Source organism: Pseudomonas sp. 8AS (assembly GCF_902506505.1).
Classification (GTDB): domain Bacteria; phylum Pseudomonadota; class Gammaproteobacteria; order Pseudomonadales; family Pseudomonadaceae; genus Aquipseudomonas.
The window spans coordinates 4,056,490-4,082,639 of sequence record NZ_LR733406.1 but is presented as its reverse complement, the minus strand read 5'-3'; the positions used below and the strand labels follow the sequence as shown (position 1 = coordinate 4,082,639).

At 66.1% G+C, this 26,150-nt stretch carries 24 protein-coding genes; 16 read left to right on the top strand and 8 right to left on the bottom strand.

All coding sequences use genetic code 11. The features are described from left to right. Positions 1–66: 66 nt before the first annotated feature. From GV001_RS19100 to GV001_RS19045, 12 genes are read left to right on the top strand one after another with little or no spacing between them, the layout of a single operon-like run. Positions 67–990 carry a branched-chain amino acid transaminase gene (locus GV001_RS19100; RefSeq protein WP_160082781.1) on the top strand — a complete coding sequence of 308 codons (924 nt, stop codon included), beginning with the start codon at positions 67–69 and terminating at the stop codon, positions 988–990. A gap of 58 nt (positions 991–1,048) precedes the next feature. Beyond that, positions 1,049–2,083: a lipopolysaccharide heptosyltransferase II gene (gene waaF / locus GV001_RS19095; protein WP_160082779.1), complete on the top strand. Its 1,035-nt coding sequence runs from the start codon at positions 1,049–1,051 to the stop codon at positions 2,081–2,083. Between the two features lies 1 nt (position 2,084). After that, a complete protein-coding gene (gene waaC / locus GV001_RS19090) occupies positions 2,085–3,089 on the top strand; it encodes a lipopolysaccharide heptosyltransferase I (protein WP_160082777.1) in 1,005 nt (334 codons plus the stop codon). Further along, positions 3,089–4,216, top strand: coding sequence for a glycosyltransferase family 4 protein (locus GV001_RS19085; protein ID WP_160082775.1), 1,128 nt, complete (start codon positions 3,089–3,091; stop codon positions 4,214–4,216). The genes waaC and GV001_RS19085 overlap by 1 nt, the downstream gene beginning before the upstream one ends. Continuing rightward, positions 4,207–5,022, top strand: coding sequence for a lipopolysaccharide core heptose(I) kinase RfaP (gene rfaP / locus GV001_RS19080; RefSeq protein WP_160082773.1), 816 nt, complete (start codon positions 4,207–4,209; stop codon positions 5,020–5,022). The genes GV001_RS19085 and rfaP overlap by 10 nt, the downstream gene beginning before the upstream one ends. Next, positions 5,019–5,756: a lipopolysaccharide kinase InaA family protein gene (locus GV001_RS19075; RefSeq protein WP_160082771.1), complete on the top strand. Its 738-nt coding sequence runs from the start codon at positions 5,019–5,021 to the stop codon at positions 5,754–5,756. The genes rfaP and GV001_RS19075 overlap by 4 nt, the downstream gene beginning before the upstream one ends. After that, positions 5,753–6,496 carry a lipopolysaccharide kinase InaA family protein gene (locus GV001_RS19070; protein ID WP_160082769.1) on the top strand — a complete coding sequence of 248 codons (744 nt, stop codon included), beginning with the start codon at positions 5,753–5,755 and terminating at the stop codon, positions 6,494–6,496. The genes GV001_RS19075 and GV001_RS19070 overlap by 4 nt, the downstream gene beginning before the upstream one ends. Further along, positions 6,496–7,941, top strand: coding sequence for a lipopolysaccharide kinase InaA family protein (locus GV001_RS19065; RefSeq protein ID WP_160082767.1), 1,446 nt, complete (start codon positions 6,496–6,498; stop codon positions 7,939–7,941). Before GV001_RS19070 ends, GV001_RS19065 begins: the two co-directional genes overlap by 1 nt. 12 nt (positions 7,942–7,953) lie before the next feature. Further along, positions 7,954–9,711, top strand: a complete 1,758-nt coding sequence (locus GV001_RS19060; RefSeq protein WP_160082765.1) for a carbamoyltransferase — start codon at positions 7,954–7,956, stop codon at positions 9,709–9,711. Next, positions 9,701–10,609, top strand: a complete 909-nt coding sequence (locus GV001_RS19055) for a glycosyltransferase family 2 protein (RefSeq protein ID WP_160082763.1) — start codon at positions 9,701–9,703, stop codon at positions 10,607–10,609. The genes GV001_RS19060 and GV001_RS19055 overlap by 11 nt, the downstream gene beginning before the upstream one ends. Positions 10,610–10,612: 3 nt before the next feature. Beyond that, a complete protein-coding gene (locus GV001_RS19050) occupies positions 10,613–11,764 on the top strand; it encodes a glycosyltransferase (protein ID WP_160082761.1) in 1,152 nt (383 codons plus the stop codon). Then, entirely contained in the window at positions 11,757–12,617 is an 861-nt protein-coding gene (locus tag GV001_RS19045; RefSeq protein WP_160082759.1) for a glycosyltransferase, read from the top strand. Before GV001_RS19050 ends, GV001_RS19045 begins: the two co-directional genes overlap by 8 nt. On the opposite strand, the gene GV001_RS19040 is transcribed toward GV001_RS19045, so the two are convergent. From GV001_RS19040 to GV001_RS20220, 3 genes are read right to left on the bottom strand one after another with little or no spacing between them, the layout of a single operon-like run. Further along, on the bottom strand, positions 12,606–13,229 hold the full coding sequence (locus tag GV001_RS19040) for a CatB-related O-acetyltransferase (protein ID WP_160082757.1): 624 nt from the start codon (positions 13,227–13,229) through the stop codon (positions 12,606–12,608). The genes GV001_RS19045 and GV001_RS19040 overlap by 12 nt on opposite strands. Continuing rightward, the gene (locus GV001_RS20225) at positions 13,226–13,897 is read right to left on the bottom strand and encodes a lipopolysaccharide kinase InaA family protein (protein ID WP_256664964.1); all 672 of its coding nucleotides are present in this window, start codon (positions 13,895–13,897) and stop codon (positions 13,226–13,228) included. Before GV001_RS20225 ends, GV001_RS19040 begins: the two co-directional genes overlap by 4 nt. Next, complete coding sequence (locus GV001_RS20220; protein ID WP_256664963.1) at positions 13,894–15,084, bottom strand: O-antigen ligase; 1,191 nt, start codon at positions 15,082–15,084, stop codon at positions 13,894–13,896. Before GV001_RS20220 ends, GV001_RS20225 begins: the two co-directional genes overlap by 4 nt. A 112-nt stretch (positions 15,085–15,196) precedes the next feature. Between GV001_RS20220 and msbA the strand changes: the two genes are divergently transcribed. Genes msbA through GV001_RS19020 form a run of 3 tightly spaced genes read left to right on the top strand, consistent with a single transcriptional unit; the run spans position 15,197 to position 19,121 of the window. Next, positions 15,197–17,005, top strand: a complete 1,809-nt coding sequence (gene msbA / locus GV001_RS19030) for a lipid A export permease/ATP-binding protein MsbA (RefSeq protein ID WP_160082755.1) — start codon at positions 15,197–15,199, stop codon at positions 17,003–17,005. 38 nt (positions 17,006–17,043) lie between these two features. Then, complete coding sequence (hldE, locus tag GV001_RS19025) at positions 17,044–18,468, top strand: bifunctional D-glycero-beta-D-manno-heptose-7-phosphate kinase/D-glycero-beta-D-manno-heptose 1-phosphate adenylyltransferase HldE (protein WP_160082753.1); 1,425 nt, start codon at positions 17,044–17,046, stop codon at positions 18,466–18,468. Positions 18,469–18,473: 5 nt separating this feature from the next. Continuing rightward, the gene (locus GV001_RS19020) at positions 18,474–19,121 is read left to right on the top strand and encodes an acyltransferase (RefSeq protein ID WP_160082751.1); all 648 of its coding nucleotides are present in this window, start codon (positions 18,474–18,476) and stop codon (positions 19,119–19,121) included. Between the two features lie 400 nt (positions 19,122–19,521). On the opposite strand, the gene GV001_RS19015 is transcribed toward GV001_RS19020, so the two are convergent. The 3 genes from GV001_RS19015 to GV001_RS19005 all read right to left on the bottom strand — a co-directional run bounded on the left by GV001_RS19015 (position 19,522) and on the right by GV001_RS19005 (position 22,529). After that, a complete protein-coding gene (locus GV001_RS19015) occupies positions 19,522–20,400 on the bottom strand; it encodes a metal ABC transporter ATPase (protein ID WP_160082750.1) in 879 nt (292 codons plus the stop codon). 138 nt (positions 20,401–20,538) lie between these two features. Then, the gene (locus tag GV001_RS19010) at positions 20,539–21,357 is read right to left on the bottom strand and encodes an aldo/keto reductase (protein WP_160082748.1); all 819 of its coding nucleotides are present in this window, start codon (positions 21,355–21,357) and stop codon (positions 20,539–20,541) included. After that, positions 21,354–22,529 carry an FAD-binding oxidoreductase gene (locus GV001_RS19005; protein ID WP_160082746.1) on the bottom strand — a complete coding sequence of 392 codons (1,176 nt, stop codon included), beginning with the start codon at positions 22,527–22,529 and terminating at the stop codon, positions 21,354–21,356. Before GV001_RS19005 ends, GV001_RS19010 begins: the two co-directional genes overlap by 4 nt. A gap of 138 nt (positions 22,530–22,667) precedes the next feature. Here GV001_RS19005 and waaA point away from each other — a divergent pair, with 138 nt between their 5' ends. Next, positions 22,668–23,948, top strand: a complete 1,281-nt coding sequence (gene waaA, locus GV001_RS19000; RefSeq protein ID WP_160082744.1) for a lipid IV(A) 3-deoxy-D-manno-octulosonic acid transferase — start codon at positions 22,668–22,670, stop codon at positions 23,946–23,948. On the opposite strand, the gene GV001_RS18995 is transcribed toward waaA, so the two are convergent. Next, the gene (locus GV001_RS18995; protein ID WP_160082742.1) at positions 23,916–24,470 is read right to left on the bottom strand and encodes a metal-dependent hydrolase; all 555 of its coding nucleotides are present in this window, start codon (positions 24,468–24,470) and stop codon (positions 23,916–23,918) included. The two genes, waaA and GV001_RS18995, sit on opposite strands and share 33 nt — an antisense overlap. After that, complete coding sequence (locus GV001_RS18990; RefSeq protein WP_160082740.1) at positions 24,467–26,005, bottom strand: histidine kinase; 1,539 nt, start codon at positions 26,003–26,005, stop codon at positions 24,467–24,469. Before GV001_RS18990 ends, GV001_RS18995 begins: the two co-directional genes overlap by 4 nt. Positions 26,006–26,150 lie beyond the last annotated feature (145 nt).

The following is a 26,150-nucleotide window of genomic DNA, read 5'->3' as shown; positions in this document are numbered from 1 at the left end:
CCGTTCGCGGCGCGCCACCGGCAGTGCAACCGATGAACCAAGCGAACACTCGAGGAGCAGGCAACTATGTCGATGGCCGACCGTGATGGCGTGATCTGGTATGACGGCAAGCTGGTGGAATGGCGCAGCGCCACCACCCACGTGCTGACCCACACCCTGCACTACGGCATGGGCGTGTTCGAAGGCGTGCGCGCCTACAACACGCCGCAGGGCACGGCGATCTTCCGCCTGCAGGCGCACACCGACCGCCTGTTCGACTCGGCGCACATCATGGGCATGAAGATCCCGTTCACCAAGGACGAGATCAACGAAGCCACCCGCGCCGCCGTGCGCGAGAACAACCTGGAAAGCGCCTACATCCGCCCGATGGTGTTCTACGGATCGGAAGCCATGGGCCTGCGCGCCACCGGCCTGAAGACCCAGGTGATAGTCGCGGCCTGGCACTGGGGCGCCTACATGGGCGACGAGGCGCTGCAGAGCGGGATCAAGGTGCGCACCAGCTCCTTCACCCGCCACCACGTCAACATCGCGATGACCCGCGCCAAGGCCAACGGCAACTACATCAACTCGATGCTGGCCCTGCAGGAAGCCATCTCCGGTGGCGCCGACGAGGCCATGCTGCTGGATCCGGAAGGCTACGTGGCCGAGGGCTCCGGCGAGAACATCTTCCTGGTCAAGAACGGCGTGCTGTACACCCCGGAAGTGACCTCCTGCCTGAACGGCATCACCCGCAGCACCATCCTCACCCTGGCCGCCGAGCTGGGCATCCAGGTGGTCGAGAAGCGCATCACCCGCGACGAGGTGTACATCGCCGACGAGGCCTTCTTCACCGGCACCGCCGCCGAAGTCACGCCGATCCGCGAAGTGGACGGCCGCACCATCGGTATCGGCAGCCGCGGCCCGGTCACCGAGAAGCTGCAGAAGGCCTACTTCGACCTGGTCACCGGCCAGACCAGCACCCACCCGGAGTGGCGCACCCTGGTCAAGTAACCCGCCCTCTACGGCAGACGGGGAGGCGCAAGCCTCCCTGGTTGTTTCTGGAATAGACATGAAAATACTGATCGTTGGGCCCAGCTGGGTAGGCGACATGGTGATGGCGCAGACCCTGTTCGTCTGCCTCAAGCAGCGTCACCCCGACTGCGAGATCGACGTGCTGGCCCCCGAGTGGAGCCGGCCGATCCTCGAGCGCATGCCCGAGGTGCGCGCGGCGCTGAGCTTCCCGCTCGGCCACGGCGTGCTGGACATCGCCAGCCGCAGGCGCATCGGCAAGTCCCTGGCCGGCCAGTACGATCAGGCGATCCTGCTGCCCAACTCGCTGAAATCCGCCCTGGTGCCGTTCTTCGCCGACATTCCGCTGCGTACCGGCTGGAAGGGCGAGATGCGCTACGGCCTGCTCAACGACATCCGCACGCTGGACAAGGAACGCTACCCGCTGATGATCGAGCGCTTTATGGCGCTGGCCTATGAAGACGGCGTCGAGATTCCCAAGCCCTATCCGCAGCCGCGCCTGCAGATCGATGAAGCCAGCCGCAGCGCGGCCCTGGCCAAGTTCGCTCTGAGTCTGGACCGCCCGGTGCTGGCGCTGTGCCCCGGCGCCGAGTTCGGCGAGGCCAAGCGCTGGCCGGCCGAGCACTACGCCAAGGTCGCCGAAGTGAAGATCCGCGCGGGCTGGCAGGCGTGGCTGTTCGGCTCGAAGAACGACCATGCCGTCGGCGAAGACATCCGCAATCGCCTGATTCCCGGCCTGCGCGAGGAAGTGGTCAACCTGGCCGGTGAGACCTCGCTGGCCGAGGCCATCGACCTGATGTCCGCTGCCGGCGCCGTGGTCTCCAACGACTCCGGCCTGATGCACGTGGCCGCCGCGCTGAATCGTCCGCTGGTGGGCGTCTACGGCTCCACCTCGGCGCAGTTCACCCCGCCGCTGGCCGACCAGGTGGAGATCGTCCGCCTGGGCCTGGACTGCAGCCCGTGCTTCGAGCGCACCTGCCGCTTCGGCCACTACAACTGCCTGCGCGAACTCAAGCCGCGCCCGGTGATCGAGGCGCTGGATCGCCTGGTCGCCGATCCGGTCGAGGTCGAATAGTTTGCGGGTACTGCTGATTAAAACGTCTTCCCTCGGCGACGTGATCCACACCCTGCCGGCGCTCACCGATGCCGCGCGCGCCATCCCCGGCATCCAGTTCGACTGGGTGGTCGAGGAGGGCTTCGCCGAGATTCCGGCCTGGCACCCGGCCGTGGCCCAGGTGATTCCGGTGGCGATCCGCCGCTGGCGCAAGAACCTCTGGCAGACCCTGAAGAACGGCGACTGGCGCCGCTTCAAGGCGCGCCTGGGCGAGACCGACTACGACCTGGTGCTCGACGCCCAGGGCCTGCTGAAGAGCGCCTGGCTGACCCGCTACGTCAAGGCGCCGGTGGCCGGCCTGGACCGCGACTCGGCGCGCGAGCCGATCGCCTGTCGCTTCTACGACCGCCAGTACCCGGTGGCCAAGGACCAGCACGCCCTGGAGCGCACCCGCCAGCTATTTGCCCAGGCATTGGGTTACGCATTGCCCGAGGGGCTCGGCGACTACGGCCTGGACCGCGCGGCCATGGCCGCGCCCGGCCCGCAGCCCTACCTGCTGTTCCTGCATGGCACCACCTGGGCCAGCAAGCACTGGCCGGAGGCCGACTGGCGAGCCCTGGCCCAGCGCATGGCCGGGCAGGGCTGGGTGATCCGCCTGCCCTGGGGCAACGAGGCGGAGAAGGCTCGCGCCGAGCGCATCGCAGCCGGCATCGACGGCGCCTCCGTGTTGCCCAGGTTGAACCTGGCCGGGGTGGCCAAGGTAATCGCCGGCGCCACGGCCTGCGTGGCGGTGGATACCGGCCTCGGTCATCTGGCGGCGGCGCTGGATGTGCCGTGCATCTCGCTGTACGGCCCGACCCTGCCCGGGCGCGTGGGCGCCTACGGTCGCGGCCAGGTGCACCTGTGCGCCAGCGGGCCGGATTCTGGCAGTGGCGACCGGCACAAGCCCTGCTTCGACGGCCTGGGTGCCGAGCGGGTGGGCAACGAGCTGAATGCCCTGCTTCTGGCGCAACAGGAGGCGGTGTGATGCAGCTGGCGTTCGTGCTCTACAAATACTTCCCATTCGGCGGCCTGCAGCGCGACTTCCTGCGCATCGCCCTGGAGTGCCGGGCGCGCGGCCATGCCATCCGCGTCTACACGCCGATCTGGGAGGGCGAGGTGCCCGCCGGATTCGACGTGCGGGTGGCGCCGATCAAGGCGCTGTTCAACCACCACCGCAACGAGAAGTTCAGCGCCTGGCTGGCGGCCGACCTGGCCCGCGACCCGGTGGACCGACTGATCGGCTTCAACAAGATGCCGGGGCTGGACGTCTACTACGCCGCCGACGGCTGCTACGAGGACAAGGCGCAGACCCTGCGCAACCCGATCTACAAGCGCTGGGGCCGCTACAAGCATTTTGCCGACTACGAGCGCGCGGTGTTTGCGCCGGAGTCGAAGACCGAGATCCTGATGATCTCCGAGGTGCAGCAGCCGCTGTTCGTGAAGCATTACCAGACCCCGGCCGCGCGCTTTCACCTGTTGCCGCCGGGCATCGCCCAGGACCGCCGCGCACCGGCCAACGCGGCCGAGATTCGTGCCGAATTCCGCCGCGAGTTCAACCTGGCGGATGACGACCTGCTGCTGGTGCAGATCGGCTCCGGCTTCAAGACCAAGGGGCTGGACCGCAGCCTCAAGGCCCTGGCCGCCCTGCCGCGCGAGCTGAAACAGCGCACCCGCCTGATCGCCATCGGCCAGGACGACCCGCGTTCGTTCCAGCTGCAGGCCAAGGCCCTCGGCGTGTCCGAGCAGGTGCAGATCCTCAAGGGGCGCAGCGACATCCCGCGCTTCCTGCTCGGCGCCGACCTGCTGATCCACCCGGCCTACAACGAGAACACCGGCACCGTGCTGCTGGAGGCGCTGGTCTCCGGCCTGCCGGTGCTGGTCACCGACGTGTGCGGCTATGCCCACTACATCGCCGAGGCCGATGCCGGTCGGGTGCTGGCCAGTCCCTTCGACCAGGCGCAGCTCAACCGCACCCTGGCCGACATGCTGGCCGACGACGCCGGCCGCGCCCGCTGGGGCGCCAACGGCCTGGCCTTCGCCGACACGGCGGATCTGTACTCCATGCCGCAGCATGCGGCCGATGTGATTCTGGCGGAGCGGGCATGCAGCTGATTCTCACCGAACCGTTCAAGAGCCTGTGGGCCGGCCAGGACGCCTTCGCCGCGGTCGAGGCCCTGCAGGGCAAGGTCTACCGCGAGCTGGAAGGCCGTCGCACCCTGCGCACCGAAGTCGCCGGGCGCGGCTACTTCGTCAAGATCCACCGCGGCATCGGCTGGGGCGAGATCGCCAAGAACCTGCTCACCGCCAAGCTGCCGGTGCTCGGCGCGGCCCAGGAGTGGCGGGCGATCCAGCGCCTGACCGAGGTCGGCGTGGCTACCATGACCGCCGTCGCCTATGGCGAGCGCGGCGCCAACCCGGCGACGCAGCATTCCTTCATCGTCACCGAGGAACTGGCGCCGACCACCGATCTGGAGCAGCTCAGCCTCAACTGGGCCCAGCAGCCGCCCGAGCCGCGCCTTAAGCGCGCGCTGATCGCCGAGGTGGCGCGGATGGTCGGCACCATGCACCGCGCCGGGGTCAACCACCGCGACTGCTACATCTGCCACTTCCTGCTGCACACCGACAAGCCGGTGACGGCGGACGATTTCCGCCTGTCGGTGATCGACCTGCACCGTGCCCAGACCCGCGCCGCCACCCCGCGGCGCTGGCGCGACAAGGACCTGGCCGCGCTGTACTTCTCTGCGCTGGACATCGGCCTGACCCGCCGCGACAAGCTGCGCTTTTTGCGCACCTATTTCGACAAACCGCTGCGCGACATCCTGCGCGACGAAGCCCGGCTGCTGGCCTGGCTGGAGCGCAAGGCGGCCAGGCTCATGCTGCGTTACCAGCGCAAATATGCGCCGGGGGCCGGCTCATGAGTGCGTGGCGTACGGCCGGCGACCTGCCAGCAACGCTGGCCGCCAGTTTCGCCAGCCTCGACGTGGTGTTTGCCCTGCAGGGCGAGCGCCTGACGCGCGATCCGCTGTCCGAGGTGATTCGCATCGAGCACGAGGGTGTGCGCTATTACGTCAAACGCTACTGGGGCGCGGGCAAGGGCTTGCGGCGCTGGGTCGGCCGGCCGCGGGTCAAGGCCGAGTGGCAGAACCTCAAGCATTTTGCCAGCTGGGGCATTCCCACCGCCTCAATCATGGCCTACGGTCTGGAGCGCCGCGGCGGTGCCTTCGCCCGCGGCGCACTGATTACCCGGGAGCTGGAACAGACCGAGGATCTCGCCCTGCTGGCGCAGCGTGGCGATCAACGGCTGCAGGATGTCGCCTGGGTGGATACGGTCAGCCGCCAGCTTGCCCGTGCCACGCGTACCCTGCATGACCACCACTTCACCCATAACGATCTGAAGTGGCGCAATCTGCTGGTCAATCCGCACGCCGAGCTGTTCTTTATCGACTGCCCCTCGGGCAGTTTCTGGTGGGGGCCTTTGCTGCGCTACCGCATCGTCAAGGACCTGGCCTGCCTGGACAAGGTGGCCAGCAAGGTGCTGTCGCGCACGCAGCGCCTGCGCTTTTATCTGCAGTACCGCGGTGCCGAGCGCCTGAGCGCGGCGGACAAGCGCCAGGTAGCCAAGATCGTGAGATTCTTCGAGGGGCGTGAATGAGCGACTTTATCGCGGCGGCAGATCGCCAGCTGCTTGAGCAGCATGGCTTGGCCAGCTTCGATGCGCTGTGGGCGCTGCAGCTGGATGCCGTTGACGTACCCAACACCGAGCGCGGCGGTTGGAGCAGTGTGTGCCGCCTGGAACTGGGCGAGCAGGCCTATTACCTCAAGCGGCAAAACAACCACTTGACCCGCAGCCTGCTGCACCCTCTGGGTGAGCCGACCTTTGCCCGCGAGTTTCGCAATGTCTGTCGTTATCAGCGGCTACACATTCCGGCGCTGCAGGCGGCCTTCTTTGCCCAGCGGCGGGTGCCGGGAGAATCCCGGGCCATCCTGCTGACTCGTGCTCTGGATGGCTGGCGTGATCTGGAGTCGTACCTGCCGCAGTGGTCGGCGCTGGCTGCGCAACGGCAGATGGCCATCCTGCACGCGTGCGGCGCCCTGGCCCGTACGCTGCACGCTGCGGGGCAGATGCATGGCTGCTTCTACCCGAAGCACATTTTTCTGCGCGAAGCGGCCGCGGGCTTTGAGGCGCAGTTGATCGACCTAGAGAAGACCCGTCCATTGTTGCTGGGGCGGCGTGACCGGATCAAGGATCTGGAGCCCTTGCTGCGCCGCGCCAGTGTCTGGGGGGAAAGCGATATTCGCCAGTTCCTGCTGGGCTATCTGGGCGATGGCGCCCGGGTGGACACCTGGTGGCAGCGCCTGAGTGCGCGACGTCGGCAGAAGGACGCACGTTGATGCGCCTGGATCAGTTGGCTGCAGCAGGTCGCGAGCCGGTGTTGCCGGTGGCTCTGGAGTTGGCTGGCGAGCCGTTGCTGTTGCAGAACCTGTTGCGGGTGCTACCCGCTCAGCGCTATGTCGGCCTGGCCCGCTGGCAAGGCCGTGCCGTGCTGGCCAAGCTGCTGGTTGGCAGGAAGGCGGCGCGACATTTCCAGCGTGAGCTGGCCGGTGCCCGCCTGCTGGCCGAGCAGGGCCTGGATACGCCCGCGTTGCTGGCGCAGGGCTTTGTCGAGGGGCAGGGTGGCTGGTTGCTCTTCGAGTACATCGAGCAGGCCCACAGCCTGTGGGATGCCTGGCGTGACGTGGCGCATGAGCCGTGGCTGTCGGCGGGCCAGGAGGCCGTGCTGACGCAGGCCCTGGGGGTGATTGCCCGACTGCATGGCCGAGGCCTGTATCAGGCGGATCTGCACCTGGACAACCTGCTGGTCGAAGGCGAGCGCCTGTGGGTGATCGACGGTGGTGGCGTGCTGGCCGAGACGCCCGGGCAGCCCCTGGCGCAGGCGCGGGTATTGGAAAACCTCGGGCTGTTCTTCGCCCAGTTGCCGTCCGAGCTGGATGCTCATCTGGAGGAACTGCTGATTCACTATCTGCTGGTGAACGGCGAACATGCCTTGCCTTTGGAGGCGCTGCAGGCGGCCATCGCCAAGGCGCGCCACTGGCGGCTGCGGGATTACCTGAGCAAGGTGGCGCGTGATTGCAGTCTGTTCAGTGCGCGGATCGGCGCCTTCGGTCTGCGGGTGGTGCGGCGTGACTGCGCCGCCGAGCTCGAGCCCCTGCTGGCTGCGCCGGATCAGGCGCTGGATGGCGGGCAAGGACTCAAACAGGGCGGCACGGCCACGGTGGCGCGCCTGCCGCTGGCGACGCGGGATGTCGTCGCCAAACGCTACAACATCAAGGGCTTCAGCCACTGGCTCAAGCGGTTCTGGCGACCCAGTCGTGCCTGGCACAGCTGGGTCGAGGGCAACCGCCTGCTGCTGCTGGGGATCGCCACGCCGCGGCCTCTGGCGGTGATCGAGCGGCGCTGGTGCTGGCTGCGCGGGCGTGCCTACCTGATTACCGAATACTGCGGCGGGCAGGATATAATCGCGCGTTTTAAGGCGTTCCACGAAGGATCGCCCCCGGAAGCTGACCTGCTGGCGCTGGATCGTCTGTTCGCCGCCTTGCTGCGCGAACGCATCAGCCATGGGGACTTCAAGGGCAGCAATCTGTTTTGGGATGAGGCATTGGGCAACTGGTCGCTGATCGACCTCGACGCCATGCAACAGCATCGCAGTGCGCGCAGCTTCGCCCGGGCCTATGCCCGCGACCGCGCCCGTTTTCTGCGCAACTGGCCAGCTGACTCACAGCTGTGCAAGCTGCTCGACCAACGTTTACCGCAGGTGCCCGGCACCTGCCCGAACTAGAGGCTTTTACCTGTGGCATTGACCATTCTCGGCCTGTCCGGCGCACTCAGTCACGATCCGTCCGCCGCACTCTATATCGACGGCAAGCTGATCGCGGCGGTGGAAGAAGAGCGCTTCGTGCGCGACAAGCACGCGAAGAACCGCATGCCCTACGAGTCGGCCAAGTTCTGCCTGGAACAGGCCGGGATCAAGCCGGCGGACGTCGACGTGGTAGCCATCCCCTTCGCGCCGATCAGCATCTTCGAGAAGGCCCGCTGGCAGTACGCCAAGCGCTACTGGTACGCGCCGGACCGTGCCCTCGACGCCATCCTGATGGGCAACCGCCGCTACAAGCGCTACCACAAGAAGATCCAGTGGTGCCTGGAGCAGTTGGGCTTCGACCTGAAGAAGGTCAAGATCGAGCCGGTCGAGCACCACCTGGCCCACGCCTCCAGTGCCTACCACTGCTCGGGCTTCACCGAGAAGACCGCGATCCTCGGCATCGACGGCAAGGGCGAATACGCCACCACCTTCTTCGGCTACGGCGAGAACGGCAAGATCCACAAGATCAAGGAATTCTACGATCCGGATTCGCTCGGCGGCCTGTACGGCGCGATCACCGAGTTCCTCGGCTTCGAGATGCTCGACGGCGAGTTCAAGGTCATGGGCATGGCGCCCTACGGCGACGCGGCCAAGTACGACTTCTCGCGCCTGGCCAAGTTCGAGAACGGCGAGCTGATCATCAACACCGACTACGCCAACGTCATCGGCTTCCGCCGCTACAAGGAAAACGGCAAGGGCTACTACTTCTCGCCCAAGCTGATCGAGTGGCTGGGGCCTAAGCGCCAGGGCGACATCGCCGACGATCCTTACATCCACTACGCCGCCAGCATGCAGGCGCTGTTCGAGAAGCTGGCGCTGGAGATGATGGAGTACTACCTCGGCGACATCCTCAAGGAAACCGGCAAGATCGCCTTCGCCGGCGGCTGCGCGCTGAACGTCAAGCTGAACCAGAAGATTATCGCCAGGGACGATGTGAAAGAGCTGTTCGTTCAGCCGGCTGCCGGCGATGCCGGCACCGCGGTGGGCGCCGCCGCCTACGTCTCGCACCAGCGCGGCGTGCCGGTGGAGAAGATGGAGCATGTCTACCTCGGCCCGGCCTACTCCAATGAAGACGTGATCGCCGCCTGCGCCCGCCACCCGAGCAAGCCCAAGTTCAAGCGCATCGACAACACCGCGCAGCGCATCGCCAGGATCATGGTCGACGCCAACCCCGTGGCCTGGTTCCAGGGGCGCATGGAGTTCGGCCCGCGCGCCCTCGGTGGCCGCTCGATCATCGGTTGCCCGAGCGTGCCGGGCGTGGCCGACCGCATCAACGAGCAGATCAAGTTCCGCGAGCGCTGGAGACCCTTCTGCCCGTCGATGCTCGACACCGTGGCGCCGCAGATGCTCAAGGTCGACCATCCGAGCCCGTTCATGACCTTCACCTTCGAGGTCAACGAGGAGTGGAAGGAGCGCGTAGGCGAAGTGGTGCACGAGGACGGCACCTCGCGCGCCCAGGTGCTGGAGCGCCGCTTCAATCCGCGCTGGTACGACCTGATGCTCGAGCTGGAAAAGCTGACCGGCAACGGCGTGTCGCTGAACACCTCGCTCAACCGCCGGGGCGAGCCGATGATCTGCTCGCCGACCGATGCGCTGAACATGTTCTACGGCTCGGACCTGCAGTACCTGATCATGGAAGACATCCTCGTGGTCAAGGACGACAAGGACTGGTACGACAATGTCGGCTAAGCCGCTGCTTAGCGTCGTCATTCCTACGTACAACTACGCGGCCGTGTTGCCGCGTGCCGTCGAGTCGGTGCTGGCACAGCTGGATGAGTCGGCCGAGTTGATCGTCATCGACGACGGTTCGACCGATGACAGCCAGCAGGTGCTGGCGCGTTTGCTGGAGCGGCATGCCGGCCGCTTTCGCGCCGTGCACAAGGCCAACGGTGGCGCTGCTTCAGCTCGCAATCTGGGTATCGATGAGGCCGCTGGCGATTTTCTGATCTTCCTCGATGCCGATGACGAACTGGCGCCCGGCGCCCTGCAGGCCGTGCGCCAGCACCTGCAGGCACAGCCGCAGACGCGTCTGGTGATCGGTGCCCACATTGCCGTCAGCGAGGATGGCAAGTCGCGCGAGCACAAGCCGGGCGTGCTGCCTGAACCTGCGCTGGAGCGTTTGCGTGCCTATCTGCTGGGCAAGCGTCTGGCGTTGTCCAATGGCGCCTGTGTCATGCATCGCGAGGTGTTCGCGCGTGGGCGATATCCGCAGGCTTTCCGCAGCGCCGAGGACATTCCGGTGTTTGCCCAGGCGCTGGCCAACTATCCGTGCTCGCGTCTGGATCAGCCGCTGGCGCTGATTCACAAGCACGACGACAGCCTGCGTCATCAGTTCCAGCATGCCAAGGCGGGTGGCCTGGCGCTGGTCGATGAGGTGTTCGCCGCAGAGCGCCTGGGCGCACCATTCCAGGTGTTGAAGTCGGCGTTCTATGTACAGCGCAGCCTGTCGCTGTTTCGCAGCGCGTACCTGGAGGGCGATGTGGCGGCCGCCAAGGCGTTCTTTGTCGCAGCACTCAAGCGCGACTGGCGCGTGCTGTTCAAGGGCTCCTATGTACGCAAGGCTCTGCGTCTGTGGCTGGGAGGCTAAGGCATGACACGCAAGATCAAGGTCCTGCAGCTGCAGAACCGCTACAACGTGAATGCTTCCGATCTGGCTGAGCAGGTTATCCAGGCGCTGCCGGCAGAACGTTATGAGGTGACCACTGCTTTCGTTCGCGGACGGCCCGGGCCGGGCGAACCGGAAAGCCGGGCGGCGCGTTCGATCTATTTCGAGTTCAGCCAGCAGGCGACCAAGGGTTTGCGCCTGCGCGTGCTCTGGGCGCTCTACCAGCATTGCCGGGCTGAAGGCTATGACGCGGTGATTGCGCATCGCTTCAAACCGATCAACATGCTGCTGATTCTCGGCCGCTGGCTGCGGATTCCGGCCTGCATCGGCGTGTTGCACGGCCTGGGCGAGTATGATCGGGCCTACCGGCGCTGGGAGATGCGCTGCCTGCGCAGTTCCGCTTGGCGCTTTGTCGGCGTCTCGCGGGCGGTGCGTGAAGACTTGCTGAACTGTGGCGCAGGTTTCAGTGAAGGCAATGTCCGGCAGATCAACAATGCCATCGACATCCGCCGTGCCGAAGCGCTGCAGCACCCTCGCGCGCAGGCGCGCGAACTGCTCGGGCTGCCTGCCGATGCCTGGGTGTTCGGCACGATCGGCCGCCTGGTTCCGGTCAAGGGGCATATCCATCTGTTGCAGGCCTTTTCCCAGATCAAGGATGAGTATCCGGGTGCGATGCTGGCCATCATCGGCGAGGGGCGTTCGCGTACTGAGCTGGAGGCTGTGATCCAGAACAGTGGCCTGCAGGGGCGCGTGTGGCTGCTCGGCGCGAAGGAGGATGCCTTGCAGTACGTACGCGCCTTTGACGCCTTCGTCATGCCATCCCTCAGCGAAGGCTTGCCATTGGCCCTGCTGGAGGGCATGAGTGCTCACTTGCCGGTGATCGGTTCGGATATCGATAGCCTGCGCCCGATCCTCGAGGATTGCGGCGGGCGCACTTTCCCGGTCGCGCAGGCGCCGGCGCTGGCCGAGCAGCTGCGGGCGGTCCTGCGTCTCTCCCCGGAGGCGCGAGCGGCGGAGGGCGAGCAGGCCTACGCCTATCTGTGCCGGGCTCATGCCATCGAGGATTTCCGCCGGCAGTACCGTGAGCTGCTGGAGCAGATGCTGGCGGGAGCAAAAGGCGAGGGCGGTCATGAGTGAATTGCCGCTGGTCAGTGTGATTATCGCTTCGTACAACCACGGGCCCTATATTGAGGCCTGTATCAACAGTGTGCTGGCGCAGAGCTATCCGCGCATCGAGCTGCTGGTGGTCGACGATGGTTCGAGTGATGACAGCGTTGCGCGCATCAGTGCGTTGCAGGCGGTGCATGGCTTCGCCTTCCGGGCGCAGGCCAACCAGGGGCTGGCGCGCACGCTCAATGACTGCATTGCACAGGCGCAGGGAGCGTTGATCGCGCCTTTCGGCTCCGATGATGTGATGCTGCCCGAGCGCATCGCGACCCAGGTGGCTTATCTGCAGGGCAAGCCCGAGGTCGGTATCTGCGCGGGCAATATCCAGCACATCGACGGCGCCGGGCATGCGCTGGCCAAGCGTGACCGGCCGCGTCCATTTCGGCGGCTGAACTTCGAGGATGTATTCTGCTCCGAGAAGGCCGGCGCGCCTGCGCCAACCCTGCTGTTCCGGCGTGAGGCGCTGGAGCAGGTGGGTGGCTTCGATCCGAGCATCCGGCTGGAGGATCTGCTGGTCGAGCTCAAGATCACCCGGGCCGGTTATTTCATTGATGTATTGCCCGATGTGCTGGCGCAGTACCGCGTGCACGGTGCCAATACCTACAAGAATCGGCGCTTCATGATCGAGCAGGTGCTCGCGACCTATGCGCGCTTCGCTGATCATCCGGCCTACCGCAAGGTGCGCGCGCGTTTTATCAACTCGATGCTGCTCAAGTGTGCGGCCGACGACAAACCACTCGCGCGCGAGTTGCTGGCACAGCTGCCGTTGCGCTACTGGAATGGCAAGACGCTGCGCGCGCTGTGGCGCTGGTTATTGGGTTGAGCGCCGGCGCGCGTAGTCGAGAAAGGCTGCGATATCTGCGGAGCAGAGCAGGGGTGCAACGGCTCGGACTTCTGCTTCCGGCCAGTCCCACCAGCTGGTTTCGAGCAGGGCTTGTCGTTGCTCTTCCGTAAAGCGCCAGCGCACCTGTTGTGCCGGGTTGCCGGCGACCACGGCGTAAGGCGCGATATCACGGGTTACCACGCTGCCGTTGGCGATGACTGCGCCGTGGCCAATCGTGACCCCGGACAGGATGATGCTGTTTGAGCAGACCCACACGTCGCTGCCGATGACGACGTCGCCACGCGTGCCACCATAGTCCGCGATATGTGCCGCTTCCTCGACAAATGCCGGGAATGGAAAGCAGCTGACCCAGTCGGTGCGGTGATGTCCACCCAGGTAGATCTGCACATTGCCGGCCAGCGAGCTGTAAGCGCCGATCTTCAGCGTCGCCCCTTCGTTCCAGTCATGCACCTGCGGCATCCCGTAGGTCCCGATGCCAATGCTGTAATGGGGGTAGCGCTGGCTGAATTTCGCCTGGGCCCTGAGCAGTTTCGGCAGCTTCGGCGGTTTGCGTCCAAGTAGTCGTTGCAGGCGCTGCAGCAGCTTGCTCATGGCCTGTCTCCGCTGGGGCGCAGGCGCTGCAGATCCTTGGCGAGGCGTTCCGCGCTCTTGTTGCCGCACTGCTGGCAGTAGCCGTTTAGCAGGGCTGAGCCGTGTTCCTGGGTCAGCCAGGTGCTGTCTTCCTTGTAGCGCAGCATATGTTGCAGGTTGCGCTTGCGCTTCCAGCGGCTGAGCGGCTTGCCGCTGATCGTCATGTCGGAGAGGTCGATCAGGCCAAAGGTCCGGTCCGGCAGGCACAGCACATTGCCCAGGTGCAGTGAGCGGAAGTACACGCCGAGCTGATGCAGTTGGCCGAGGAGTGCGCCGAAACGCTCGACTTCACCGTCGCGCTCCTGTGGTCCCAAGGCGCGGTAGTGATCGCGCAGGGTTTGTCCGGGCAGTGGCTGGTAGCGCACTCCGTTGAGTTTTCGTTGCGGGATCAGCAGGGTGTCGACGATGGTGGGGGCGGTGAGGCCGAGTTGCTGCAGGCGCCTGGCATTGTCGGCAAAGCGTTGTGCCGGAGCCAACCACAGTGCTGAGGACATCAGTCGCTTGCGCCGGTAGAGCTTGAGGAAGTCTCCATCGGCAAGGCGCGCGACCTTGAGGCCGTAGCCATCTTCTTCGATGACTTTGGCACCGTGCAGCAGTGCATCCAGTTCCTCGGGCTGGAGCACTTTCACTGCGTGGTCGCTCGCAAGCGCTGGGCTATCGACAGGGCTGCGATCAGCGCTAGCGGTATCCAGATGATGAACCAGTTCTCGTTGGGCCTGGAAAGGAAGTTGCTGCCTTCCGACAGGCCTGCGCAGAGTCCGTAGACGATCAGGGCGGAAACCAGCTGGAACTGGCGCTCATGCCTGAGTTGCAGGCAGCGGATAAGGGCAAGTCCATGCATCAGCAGCCACAGAGCTAGGCCGATCAGGCCAAGTTCCAGTAAGACGGCCAGCTCAACATTATGTGGGTCGCTCAGTGCATATTCGAGCCCGGCGATCTTGAATACGAAACTGCTGTCGTAGCCTTGGCCGAGCCACAGCTGCTCGCTGGCCTGGCGCAAAGCTTCGCTCCACAGTTGCGGGCGGAAGGAAGCTCCGCGCTCTAACAAAATGTCGGGTTGTAAAATAATGAGGGAACAGGCCGCTAGCGCAATCATGGTCAAGGGGTAGAGCGCCCTTTTACCAACCATGAGCAGCATCCAGGCACAAGTCATGGTCAGTGCAAGCAGCGGTGTGCGCGACCCGGTGGCCAAGAGCGCGGTCACGAGCGGGAGGCCCAGCAGTAGCGGCAGCCAGGCAAGGCGTTCGTTGCGCACCAGCCAGCTGGCAACCCAGTAGGTACAGAAGAAACCGAATACATGAGAGCTGAGCAGGGGGTTACGCAGCCCGCCCGTGCCGATCATACGGCTCGTAAGTGGGTTGCTGCTCAGGTGGATGAGCAGGTTGGCCAGCGCGGCGAACCCGGCCAGGATGGCGGCGATGCGCAGCGCGCCAAGTAGGAGTTGCTCATTCTTGGAGGCGATCAAGGCGCACGATGCGAAGAGCAGGAAAACGTACAGTGGCCGCTTGGCTAGCTTGAGCTGGCTGTTGTCAGTTTGCGTCCAGCAGAGGCTGATGAGTAGCCAGGCCGCGATCGCAATAAAGGCAAAGATGATCGGCTCGCGTACAGTCATGCACAGTTTGCGTGGCGCGATTGCCAGGCCGATCAGTGCGGGGAGCGCCGTTAGAGCGTAGTACAGTTTGGTATAAAGGCTGCCGGAGGGAACCCAGAAAAGGCCGGTCAGTAGCACGACATAGCCAAGCACTAACCAGTAGTGAACGATAAAATTATCCAGAGACGCTCTGGCTGAGCTTGTCAGTGATTGTGAGGTCTGCACTTGAATAGTCGCGATTGCTACTTGTGGGGACGGCATCTTAATGCATTAGCCGGGAAGAGGCAGCTGCTGTGCTAAGCTATGCGGCCTTTTGGTAACGTCACAGCGTGAGCGCATGGCCGACCAGTCCTCCGATGCTGCCCAGGCATCCAGTCTGAAGATCTACCTTCGCCTGCTCGGTTATGTCAGGCCCTATGCCGGCCTGTTCATGGTCAGCATTCTCGGTTATGTCATCTTTGCTTCGACCCAGCCGATGCTGGCTGGCATCCTCAAGTACTTCGTCGATGGTCTGAGCAATCCGCAAGCGGTGCTTTTCCCCAGCGTGCCCTACTTGCGCGACCTGCAGCTGCTGCAGACAGTACCGCTGCTTATCGTGCTGATCGCGGCCTGGCAGGGAGTCGGCTCATACTTAGGCAATTATTTCCTGGCCAGGGTTTCGCTGGGGCTGGTGCATGACTTGCGCATCGCACTGTTCGACAGTCTGTTGGCGCTGCCCAATCGTTATTTCGACAGCCACAATTCCGGTCACCTGATCTCGCGAATCACCTTCAACGTCACGATGGTCACCGGTGCCGCCACCGACGCTATCAAGGTGGTGATCCGTGAGGGGCTGACGGTGATCTTCCTGTTTGCCTACCTGCTGTGGATGAACTGGCAACTGACCCTGGTGATGCTGGCGATCCTGCCGCTGATCGGTCTGATGGTGACCAGTGCCAGCAAGAAGTTTCGCAAGCAGAGCAAGAAAATCCAGGTGGCCATGGGCGATGTGACCCATGTTGCTTCCGAGACTATCCAGGGTTATCGGGTCGTCCGCAGTTTTGGCGGAGAGGCCTATGAGTCCGGGCGCTTTGTAAATGCGAGCCAGGACAATACCGACAAGCAGTTGCGCATGACCAAGACTGGTGCGGTTTACACGCCAATGCTGCAACTGGTGATCTACAGCGCCATGGCGGTGCTGATGTTCCTTGTGCTGTTCCTGCGTGGTGATGCCACGGCCGGCGATCTGGTTGCCTATATCACCGCGGCCGGTCTGCTGCCCAAACCGATTCGGCAGCTGTCCGAAGTCAGCTCGACGATCCAGAAAGGGGTAGCTGGTGCCGAAAGCATCTTCGAGCAGCTTGATGAGACCCCTGAGGTCGATCAGGGCAGCGTCGAGCGCGAGCGGGTCAGTGGCACTCTGGAGATTCGCAATCTCAGCTTCCAGTACCCGGGCAGCGAGAAACGGGTCCTCGATGACATCAGTTTCAGTGCCGAGCCGGGGCAGATGATCGCTCTGGTGGGGCGTTCGGGCAGCGGCAAATCGACGTTGGCCAACCTGATTCCGCGCTTCTACCACCATGAAACCGGGCAGATCCTGCTTGATGGTGTGGATGTCGAGGAGTACAAGTTGCGCAACCTGCGCCGGCATATTGCCCTAGTTACCCAGCAGGTCACCCTGTTCAATGACACAGTCGCGAATAATATTGCCTACGGTGATCTGGCGGGCGCACCCCGCGAAGCGATCGAGCAGGCGGTCGAGGCTGCTTACGCCAAGGAATTCATCGACAAGCTGCCTAAAGGGCTGGATACCGAGGTGGGTGAAAACGGCGTTCTGCTCTCGGGTGGGCAGCGCCAGCGTCTGGCGATTGCCCGTGCCCTGCTCAAGGATGCGCCGGTGCTGGTGCTGGACGAAGCAACCTCGGCCCTCGATACCGAGTCCGAGCGGCATATTCAGGCTGCCCTCGATCGGGTGATGATGGGGCGTACCACGCTGGTCATCGCCCACCGCTTGTCGACCATCGAAAAGGCCGACCTGATTCTGGTGATGGATCAGGGCCAGATCGTCGAGCGCGGCACTCATCTCGAATTGCTGGCCCGGAACGGCTTTTACGCGCGTCTGCATGCCCTGGGGCTCGACCAAGACGCTCCCGCAGATATCGCCTGATAAACTACGCGACCGCTATTTTTGGCTTCGGAGTCCCCATGAAGTTGTCCATGCCCCGTTACGATCAGGCTGCCGTGCTGGTAGTCGGCGATGTCATGCTCGACCGTTACTGGCACGGCGGCACTTCGCGGATTTCCCCGGAGGCGCCGGTGCCGGTGGTCAAGGTCGAGCAGATCGAGGACCGTCCGGGCGGTGCGGCCAACGTCGCGCTGAACATCGCCGCGCTCGGCGCGCCGGCGCTACTGGTCGGCGTGACCGGGCGCGACGAGGCGGCCCACAGCCTCACCGACAGCCTGCATGCCGCCGGCGTACAGGCGCACTTCCAGCGCATCGACGACCAGCCGACCATCGTCAAGCTGCGCGTCATGAGCCGCCACCAGCAGCTGCTGCGCATGGACTTCGAGGAACCCTTCCATACCGATGCCGAGGCCCTGGCCGCTGACGTCGATGGTCTACTCGACGGGGTCAAGGTGCTGGTGCTGTCCGACTATGGCAAGGGCGCGCTGCAGAACCACCAGGCCCTGGTCCAGCTGGCGCGGGCCAAGGGCATTCCGGTGCTGGCCGACCCCAAGGGCAAGGACTTCTCCATCTACTGCGGCGCCAGCCTGATCACGCCGAACCTCAGCGAATTCGAGGCCATCGTCGGCCATTGCGCCGACGAGGCCGAGCTGGTCAGTCGCGGCGCCAAGCTGATGCAGGAACTGGAGTTGGGCGCGCTGCTGGTTACCCGTGGCGAACACGGCATGACCCTGCTGCGCCCCGAGCATGCGCCGCTGCACCTGCCGGCCCGTGCCCGCGAAGTGTTCGACGTCACCGGTGCCGGCGACACGGTGATCTCCACCCTGGCCGCCAGCCTGGCCGCCGGCGAGGAGCTGCCGCAGGCGGTGGCGCTGGCCAACCTGGCCGCCGGCATCGTGGTCGGTAAGCTGGGCACCGCGGCGATCAGTGCGCCGGAGCTGCGCCGGGCGGTGCAGCGCGAGCAGGGCTCCGAGCGCGGCGTGGTCAGCCTGGAGCAGCTGCTGGTGGTGATCGAGGATGCCCGCGCCCACGGCGAGAAGATCGTCTTCACCAACGGCTGCTTCGACATTCTCCACGCCGGCCACGTGACCTACCTGGAGCAGGCCCGCGCCCAGGGCGATCGCCTGGTGCTGGCGGTCAATGACGATGCCTCGGTCAGTCGCCTGAAAGGGCCGGGTCGGCCGATCAACTCGGTCGACCGGCGCATGGCCGTGCTGGCCGGCCTCGGCGCGGTGGACTGGGTGGTGAGCTTCAGCGAGGACACCCCGGAAAACCTGCTGCGCGCAATCAAGCCGGATGTGCTGGTCAAGGGCGGCGACTACGGCATCGAGGGCGTGGTCGGTGCCGATATCGTCCGCGCCTATGGTGGCGAAGTGCGGGTGCTGGGTTTGGTGGAGAACAGCTCGACCACCGCGATTGTCGAGAAGATTCGCAGCAAGGATTGAGCGTGATGCTAGAGCGTATTCAGCGGTGGTTGCACAACCTCGCCTACAAGAACCGGCGCTCCATCAAGCCGGGCAATTTCGTGCTGCTGCCTGCAAGCAGCGAGCGGCAAATGAAAAAGGTGACCATCAAACTGGGTGGTCGCAATAATCGCCTGGTGTTCGGCGAGGGCGTGGTCATCAGTCACTGCGAAATTCGCCTAGACGGTGAGGACAACCTGATCGAGATCGGTGCTCGGGCGCGTTTCAGCTCGGGGAAGATTTATTTGCGCCGTACCTGTGGGCAGCACATCCGCATTGGTGCCGATACCACGGTGGAGGGCGCCTATCTGCTGGTCGATGAGGCGGCCAGTATCGATATCGGCAATGACTGCATGCTGTCCACCGATATCCTGATTCGTACCGGCGACAAGCACTCGATCATCGATGTGGCCAGCAGCCAGCGGGTCAATCTCGCGCGCGATGTGCGCATTGCCGATCGCGTGTGGGTTGGCCGTGATGTGCAGATTCTCAAGGGCACCGTGTTGCAGCCGGAGACAGTGGTTGGTGCCTGCTCCTTGGTCTCCCGCGCCTTCGACGAGGGGCACTGTGTTGTTGCTGGCGTGCCGGCCAAGATCGTCAAGCGTGGCATCCGTTGGGATCGCTCGCTCATCTAGCACTTGCTCTGCGCTGGCCTGGCGGCAATCGTCGGTGTGAGTTGTGCAGCCAGCTGCTGTTGGCGGCCTCTTGTGGCGATTGTTCGGCAAAGGATGTCGCGCAAAGGGTCGATTCAGTGGGCGAGCAAACGCACAAGGCGGGGGCGGCCCAACTGTGGCTAGGGGCAGAACTATGCTCGGCGCTGCTTTTGGCGCATCGTCAGCTGAATCCTGGTCTGGGCATGCACGTGCTAGGCGAGGCCTGTCGTGTGCAGAAACCCAACGCTTAGGGCTGGTACATGAAAACCTGTATGGCGCGTGTTCATCGTGTGGATATCCAGTATCTAGAGAGCTATCTCGGTTGGCGCTGCCATATAGGGCAATCGACACCAGCATAGGCATGGCCTTTTTATGCGTCTGCTCAGGCTGCGAGCAGGCACTGAAGCCAGTCCTTCCAGGCGATGCGCTCGTCACGCACCAGCCAGCCGTCCTGTTCGGCAAAACTCTCCGATAGCCACAGCCCGCGGCAGTTGGCCGGCTGCAGTTCGCCGCGGCGGAGGGTGAACAGCTCGCCGCTCGGCCGGCCCTGCTGCAGGGGCAGCAGGTAGAGGTCGGGGCGGCGACGCTCCAGGCGGGCGACCAGCGCACCGTCCTCCAGGCATTCGTCGACGTGGAACAGGCTGGGCTGGCGGCAGTCCCGGGGCAACTCCAGGCGCAGGTCGTAGACCAGCTGCAGCGAGGCCGTGGGCAGGTGCACGTAGGCCTGCGGCCGTTCCAGCAGCGTCAGGTTGGCGCATTGCACCGGGCGTGCCGCGCCGCTCAGCGGGGCGAGGCGGAAGTGGCTGCGTTCGCGGTAGCGCAGGCTGGGCTGGTAGGGCGTCGGCAGCCAAGTATCGCCGAAGCGCCCGCCCAGCCAGCCATCGGCGGTCTCGATCAGGCACTCCTCGGCCACCTCCTGGATGGCGGTGAGCAGCGGCAGGTTCAGCTCGTGGGCCGGCACGTAGCCGGAAATCAGCTTGAGCACCACGTCGCCGCGATCCGGGCGGCGCTGGCGCACCAGCAGCCAGTAGTCACGGCCCTGCCAGTTGAGAGTCAGGCGCACCGAGACGCCGAGGTTGGCCAGTTCCACGGCGAACTGCCGACAGTCGACCACTTCGATCGGCCTGCGCCGCTCCTGCATCTGCGCGAAGTTCAGCGGCAGGCCCTGGCTGCGATAGTGCAGGCCGTCCGCGCCGGCGCTGACCTGCAGCGGCAGGGTCTTGAAGGCGCCAGGGTCTTTGCGGGCCAGTAGTCTCGACATATCGGCTCCTGCGGGGCTGTGCTTGCGATGGACGTCCGGGCTGGATGGCCTTGCGTAGGGTGCGCTGTGCGCGCCGCCTGTCTGTGCAGGGCTCGTGGTGCGCGCGGCGCACCCTACAGAGGTTGTGAGCGCAGCGATTTATCGGAGCTGTGCAGTGTAGTCGCGGATCACTGCGGCGGCGGTGGCCACGTTTGCCGCCAGGTGCTGCGGGTTGATGGTGCCGACGATGGCGCTGCTCACCGCCGGGTGGGCGAACAGCAGCTCGAAGCTGGCGCGCACCGGGTCCTGGCCGGCGGCCAGGCAGGCGTGGCCGCTGGCCAGCGCCTTCTTGACCAGGATGCCCTTGCCATGGGCGGCGGCATAGTCGAGCACCGGTTTTTCGCCCTGCTCGGCAAGGTTGTAGGTGACCATCGCGCAGTCGCCCCGTTCCAGCGCCAGCAGGCCGCCCGCGACGGTCTTGCCGGACAGGCCGAAGGCGCGGATCTTGCCCTCGCGCTTGAAGCCGGCCAGCGCCTCGTACAGGCCGCTGTCCTGCAGGATGGCCAGGTCGCGGCCGTCCGAGTGCACCAGCAGCAGGTCGATGCAGTCGGTTTCCAGGCGCTTGAGGCTGCGCTCCAGGGACAGGCGGGCATGGGCCGGGGTGAAGTCGTAGTGCGACTGGCCGGCCTCGAACTCCTCGCCGACCTTGCTGACGATCACCCAGTCCTGGCGCTGGCCGCGCAGCAGCGGGCCGAGGCGCTGTTCGCTGACGCCGTAGGCCGGCGCGGTGTCGATCAGGTTGATGCCCAGCGCGCGGGCCTGGGCCAGCAGGTTGCGCGCCGCGGCGTCGTCGGGAATGGTGAAACCATTGGGGTACTTCACGCCCTGGTCGCGGCCGAGCTTGACCGTGCCCAGGCCCAGCGGCGAAACCCGCAGGCCGGTCGCGCCCAGCGGGCGATGCAGGTCGTGCAGGCTCATGGCAGCAGTTCCTCCCACACCGGGCGGGCCACGGCGGGGCGCGGCAGCTCGGGCAGCGGTGCTTGCGTGCTGGGGCGGATGCCGTCGCGGTCGAGGGCGGCCAGTACCCGGTCGCTGAAGTCCGGGGCCAGGGCCAGCTTGGTCGGCCAGCCGACCAGCAGCCGGCCCTGGTCGGCGAGGAAGGCGTTGTCCGGGCGCGCCAGGCCGGATTGCGCCGGCTCGGCACGGTCGACGCGCAGGGTGGCCCAGTGCGCGTCGGCCAGGTCGATCCACGGCAGCAGGTCGCCCAGTTCCTTCTGTGCGGCGCGGATCTGCGCGGCTGCGTCGCGGGCCACGCCGTCGGCCTCGGCGATATCGCCGCCGAGGTACCAGACCCACTGGCCATCGGCCGCCGGATGGCTGGTCACGGTGACCCGCGGCTTCGGCCCGCCGCCCAGGCAGTGGGCGTACAGCGGCTTCAGGCTCGGCCCCTTGACCAGCACCATGTGCAGCGGACGCAGCTGCTGTTTCGGCTGCTCCAGGCCGAGGGCGGCGAGCAGCTCGGCGTTGCCCTGGCCTGCGCTGAGCACCACGCGCCGGGCGCGGATCTCGCGGCCATCGACGAGCAGCCCGGCCAGCTCGTTGTTTTCGTGCAGCGGGGCGATCTCGTGGCCGGCCAGCAGGCTGTCGCCGGCGAGTGCGGCCAGGCGCGCGATCAGGCTGGGCACGTCGAGCACCAGTTCGGCCAGGCGATAGACCTTGCCCTTGAATTTCGCATGCTGCAGTGCCGGCGGCAGCTGCTCGCCCTTGACCTGGTCGACCCGCCCGCGCACCGCCTTGCTGGCGAAGAAGCTGGTCAGGTTGCCGGCCAGGCTGCCCGGCGACCACAGGTAGTGGGCCTCGGACAGCTGGCGCACTCCGGTCAGGTCCAGCTCGCCGCTGCCGCCCAGGGCCTCGCGCCAGCGCCGCGGCATGTCGGCGATGGCCTCCGAGGCGCCGGTCAGCGCGCCGTGCAGGGCGTACTTGGCGCCGCCGTGGATGATCCCCTGGGACTTCACGCTCTGCCCGCCGCCGAGGCTGGCGTTTTCCACCAGCAGGGTGGCGTAGCCCAGCTGGCGCAGGCGGGCATTGAGCCAGAGGCCGGCGATACCGCCGCCAACGATCAGGACATCGGTGCTGAGAGCTTGGGACATGCGCAACGGCTCGCTGAAAAAACAGGCGCGCAGTATAACCCCTCGGCTGTCTGCCGGCGGCCCCGCGATCCATGGCCCGAGCGCAGGCTGGCAGGTTGGCGCGCATTGCGCCACGCGCCTTTGCTAAGCTGCGCGCCCATGAACAGAACCCTCTATACCCTGCTGCTGCACCTGGCCCTGCCGATTATCTGTCTGCGTCTGCTGTGGCGTGCCTGGCGGGCACCGGCCTATGCCCGGCGTATCGGCGAACGCTTCGCCCTGGGCCTGCCGCCCCTGCGCCGCGGCGGTATCTGGGTGCATGCCGTGTCGCTGGGCGAAAGCATCGCCGCGGCGCCGCTGATCCGCGAACTGCTGCAGCGCTACCCGCACCTGCCGATCACCGTCACCAGCATGACGCCGACCGGCTCGGAGCGGATCCAGGCGCTGTTCGGCGAGCGCATCCAGCACTGCTACCTGCCCTATGACCTGCCCTGGGCCTGCGCGCGCTTTTTCCGCCGGGTGCAGCCGCAACTGGCGCTGATCATGGAAACCGAGCTGTGGCCGAACCATATCCACCAGTGCGCCAAGCAGGGTGTGCCGGTGGTGCTGGCCAATGCGCGGCTGTCCGCGCGTTCGGCGCGTGGCTATGCCCGCTTCGCCGGGCTGACCGCACCGATGCTCGCCGAGCTGAGCCTGATCGCCGCGCAGACCGAGGCCGAGGCCGAGCGCTTCCGCCAGCTCGGCGCGCGCCCGGGCTGCGTGGCGGTGACCGGCTCGATCAAGTTCGACCTGCAGGTGGATGCCGCGCTGCAGCTGCGCGCCAGCCAGCTGCGTGGCGAATGGGGCGCGCAGGCGCGGCCGGTGTGGATCGCCGCCAGCACCCATGCCGGCGAGGACGAGATCATCCTGGCGGCCCATCGCCAGCTGCTGGCGCGCTTTCCCGAGGCGCTGCTGATCCTCGTGCCGCGCCATCCGGAGCGCTTCGCCGCGGTGTTCGAGCTGTGCCAGGGCGAAGGCTTTGCCACGGCGCGGCGTTCGCGCCAGGAGGCGGTGTCGGCGCAGACCCGCGTGCTGCTCGGCGATACCCTCGGCGAGCTGCTGTTCCTCTATGCCCTGGCCGACCTGGCCTTTGTCGGCGGCAGCCTGGTCGAGAACGGCGGGCACAACCTGCTGGAGCCGGCCGCCCTGGGCAAGCCGCTGCTGAGCGGGCCGCACCTGTTCAATTTCCTCGAGATCGCCAACCAGCTGCAGGCCGCCGGCGATCTGCTGCAGGTGCGCGATGCCGGGGAGTTGCTGGGCGCCCTGCAGCAGCTGTTCGCCGAACCGGAGCGGGCCGCGCAGATGGCCGCCGGCGGGCTGGGCGTATTGCGCGCCAACCAGGGCGCGCTGGGCCGCCTGCTCGACGGCCTAGAGCGCCTCTTGCCGCACGCGCCGGCCTGAGGCCAGCCACATGCGCAGGGCGATGCCGCCCAGCGCCAGGGCCAGGCAGGGCAGCCAGACCCAGCGCGCTTCGCTGGCCAGCACCGCCAGGCCGCGGGCGCTGAAGAATCCGTGCACGAACGGCGACACCTCGATCGGCCGCCAGGGCAGGAAGAAGCGCTGCTCGCTCCATGGCCACAGCCAGGCGACGCCCAGGCCGCCGTCGGTGGCCGCATCCAGCAGGCTGTGCGAGGCGCTGGCCAGGGCGATCCAGGCGCCGGCCTGGAGCGGGCCGCAACCGAGCAGGCGGCAGCCCAGTGCGCCCAGCAGGCCGCTGAGGCCGGCAAACAGCAGGGAATGACTGAAACCGCGGTGGCCGAACGCGTCGCTATAGGCGATGCCCAGCTTGAACGCCAGCACGTCGGCATCGGGCAGCAGGGTGCAGAACAGGCCGGCCAGCAGCAGGCGCGGCGGGATCACCCGGGCCCCGAGGGCCAGCCCGACGGCCAGCAGCGGCAGCGGGTGGCTGATCAGGGTGGTCACGGCTGGCCGCGGTGCTCGTGCATGCGGGTCAGCTGGCGCTCCAGCAGCGAGGGGTAGGGCTCGAGCAGGCGCTCGACGCAGCTGGCGCCTTCCGGGCTGGCGATCGGGCGGATGCGTGCGCGCTGGCGCAGCAGCGGGTCATCGCCGATCGCCCGCTGCACCAGCAGCAGGTTGCGGCTGTGCTGGGACAGGGCCAGGGCGTCCTGCGCCGCTTCGCTGAGCAGCAGTTCGGCCTGGCTGGGGATGATTTCCTGGTCGGTGCAGGTCAGGCCCAGCTGCAGTTGCAGGGTGATGCCGCTGTCCGCGACCTCGATCTGCAGGGCGTGGCCGAGGGCGCGCATCAGCTCGCCGCAGCACAGGGCGTGGGTCAGGTAGTCCTCGCCGCTGTGGGCGCTGCTGAACAGCATCAGGCTGCTGCCGTCGTTGAGGGTGTACAGCTTGCCCTGGTACAGCGCGGCGGCCTGTTCCAGGCAGTCGCGGTAGCGTTGCAGCAATTCCAGCAGGCGCGAGCGCGGCAGGTGGCGCAGCTGCTCCTGGGCGCCGAGCTGGATGGCCAGTACGGCGCTGAGCACCGGCGCGCTGGCCGGGGCTTGAGCGAAGGTGGCGGTGGCGGGGGCCTCCAGCGGCGCGCTGTCCTCGACCGGGCGCAGGTCGGCGAAGGGGTCGTCCTCGGCCAGGTGCTGCTGCGGCTCGTCCTGTTCGAGGTAGTCGCCGGCCTGCTCGTCGAAGTCCGGCTCGTGGAGGTCGGGCATGCGGAACTCGGGCTCGGCGGGTTCGTCGACGTAGAACGCCTGCTCGTCGGCGAAGTCGTCAGCGGCGGAGGGCGCCACTACCGGCGGTTTTTCCGGCACCAGGCGGGCCTGCAGTTGGCGGGCGAGGTCGCCGATCTCGTCCTGGCGGCCGGCGCCGGGCGCCGGGTCGTCCGGATCACGCAGCCACAGGCGCAGTTGCAGCAGCGGGGTGGAGATGTAGCGGCCCAGACGCAGGCTCAGCGACAGCGCCAGGGCCAGCAGGATCAGGCTGAGCAGGCCCATGCTCTGCAGGCTGATGGTCATCGGCTGCTGGAACTGCTGCATGTCCAGGCTGATGCGCAGCTGCCCGGCGATCACTTCCTGGAAGGTGATCGGCGTCGAGTAGAGGCCTTCGGTGTCGCCCAGCAGGCCCTGGCTGGGGCGCGAGCCGGCTTCGGCGAGGATGCGGTTGTCCACGCTGTAGATGGCCGCATGGGCCACCAGCGGGTTTTTCACCAGGTTGCTGAGCAGCACGTTGAGGCTGAGGATGTCATTGGACACCAGCAGCTCGGTGGCCGAGGCGGCGGTCTGCACGGTCAGGCTCTGGCCGAGGGCGTCGGCCTGCTGCTGCATGGCCTGCTTGAACTGCATGCCCATCACCCAGGCGTAGATCACCAGGGCCAGGGCCACCAGCAGCAGGCTGTGGCTGGCGATGCGCAGGGCCAGAGGCACGCGCCGCTGGCGCAGGGCGTGAAACAGCAGCAGGAAGAAATTGTCGGGTTTGACCTGGGCTGGCCGGTTCACAGAGCGCGGCTCTTCTTGAATGGAATTGCCGCGCAGTATAACCACCACCCCCAGGCGGGCAAAGCGCCGCGCGTGCCCCGGCAGCGCTGAAACTGGTTAGAATGTGCGCCTTTTCATGGGGCCGCCGGCCCCGTGCGGATCATCT

Bases quoted from the DNA above. Each gene is read 5' to 3' on its own strand.
- GV001_RS19100 (WP_160082781.1), top strand. From the start codon at position 67: ATGTCGATGGCCGACCGTGATGGCGTGATCTGGTATGACGGCAAGCTG.
- waaF (WP_160082779.1), top strand. From the start codon at position 1,049: ATGAAAATACTGATCGTTGGGCCCAGCTGGGTAGGCGACATGGTGATG.
- GV001_RS19085 (WP_160082775.1), top strand. From the start codon at position 3,089: ATGCAGCTGGCGTTCGTGCTCTACAAATACTTCCCATTCGGCGGCCTG.
- rfaP (WP_160082773.1), top strand. From the start codon at position 4,207: ATGCAGCTGATTCTCACCGAACCGTTCAAGAGCCTGTGGGCCGGCCAG.
- GV001_RS19075 (WP_160082771.1), top strand. From the start codon at position 5,019: ATGAGTGCGTGGCGTACGGCCGGCGACCTGCCAGCAACGCTGGCCGCC.
- GV001_RS19070 (WP_160082769.1), top strand. From the start codon at position 5,753: ATGAGCGACTTTATCGCGGCGGCAGATCGCCAGCTGCTTGAGCAGCAT.
- GV001_RS19065 (WP_160082767.1), top strand. From the start codon at position 6,496: ATGCGCCTGGATCAGTTGGCTGCAGCAGGTCGCGAGCCGGTGTTGCCG.
- GV001_RS19055 (WP_160082763.1), top strand. From the start codon at position 9,701: ATGTCGGCTAAGCCGCTGCTTAGCGTCGTCATTCCTACGTACAACTAC.
- GV001_RS19050 (WP_160082761.1), top strand. From the start codon at position 10,613: ATGACACGCAAGATCAAGGTCCTGCAGCTGCAGAACCGCTACAACGTG.
- GV001_RS19045 (WP_160082759.1), top strand. From the start codon at position 11,757: ATGAGTGAATTGCCGCTGGTCAGTGTGATTATCGCTTCGTACAACCAC.
- GV001_RS19040 (WP_160082757.1), bottom strand. From the start codon at position 13,229: ATGAGCAAGCTGCTGCAGCGCCTGCAACGACTACTTGGACGCAAACCG.
- msbA (WP_160082755.1), top strand. From the start codon at position 15,197: ATGGCCGACCAGTCCTCCGATGCTGCCCAGGCATCCAGTCTGAAGATC.
- hldE (WP_160082753.1), top strand. From the start codon at position 17,044: ATGAAGTTGTCCATGCCCCGTTACGATCAGGCTGCCGTGCTGGTAGTC.
- GV001_RS19020 (WP_160082751.1), top strand. From the start codon at position 18,474: ATGCTAGAGCGTATTCAGCGGTGGTTGCACAACCTCGCCTACAAGAAC.
- GV001_RS19015 (WP_160082750.1), bottom strand. From the start codon at position 20,400: ATGTCGAGACTACTGGCCCGCAAAGACCCTGGCGCCTTCAAGACCCTG.
- GV001_RS19010 (WP_160082748.1), bottom strand. From the start codon at position 21,357: ATGAGCCTGCACGACCTGCATCGCCCGCTGGGCGCGACCGGCCTGCGG.
- GV001_RS19005 (WP_160082746.1), bottom strand. From the start codon at position 22,529: ATGTCCCAAGCTCTCAGCACCGATGTCCTGATCGTTGGCGGCGGTATC.
- waaA (WP_160082744.1), top strand. From the start codon at position 22,668: ATGAACAGAACCCTCTATACCCTGCTGCTGCACCTGGCCCTGCCGATT.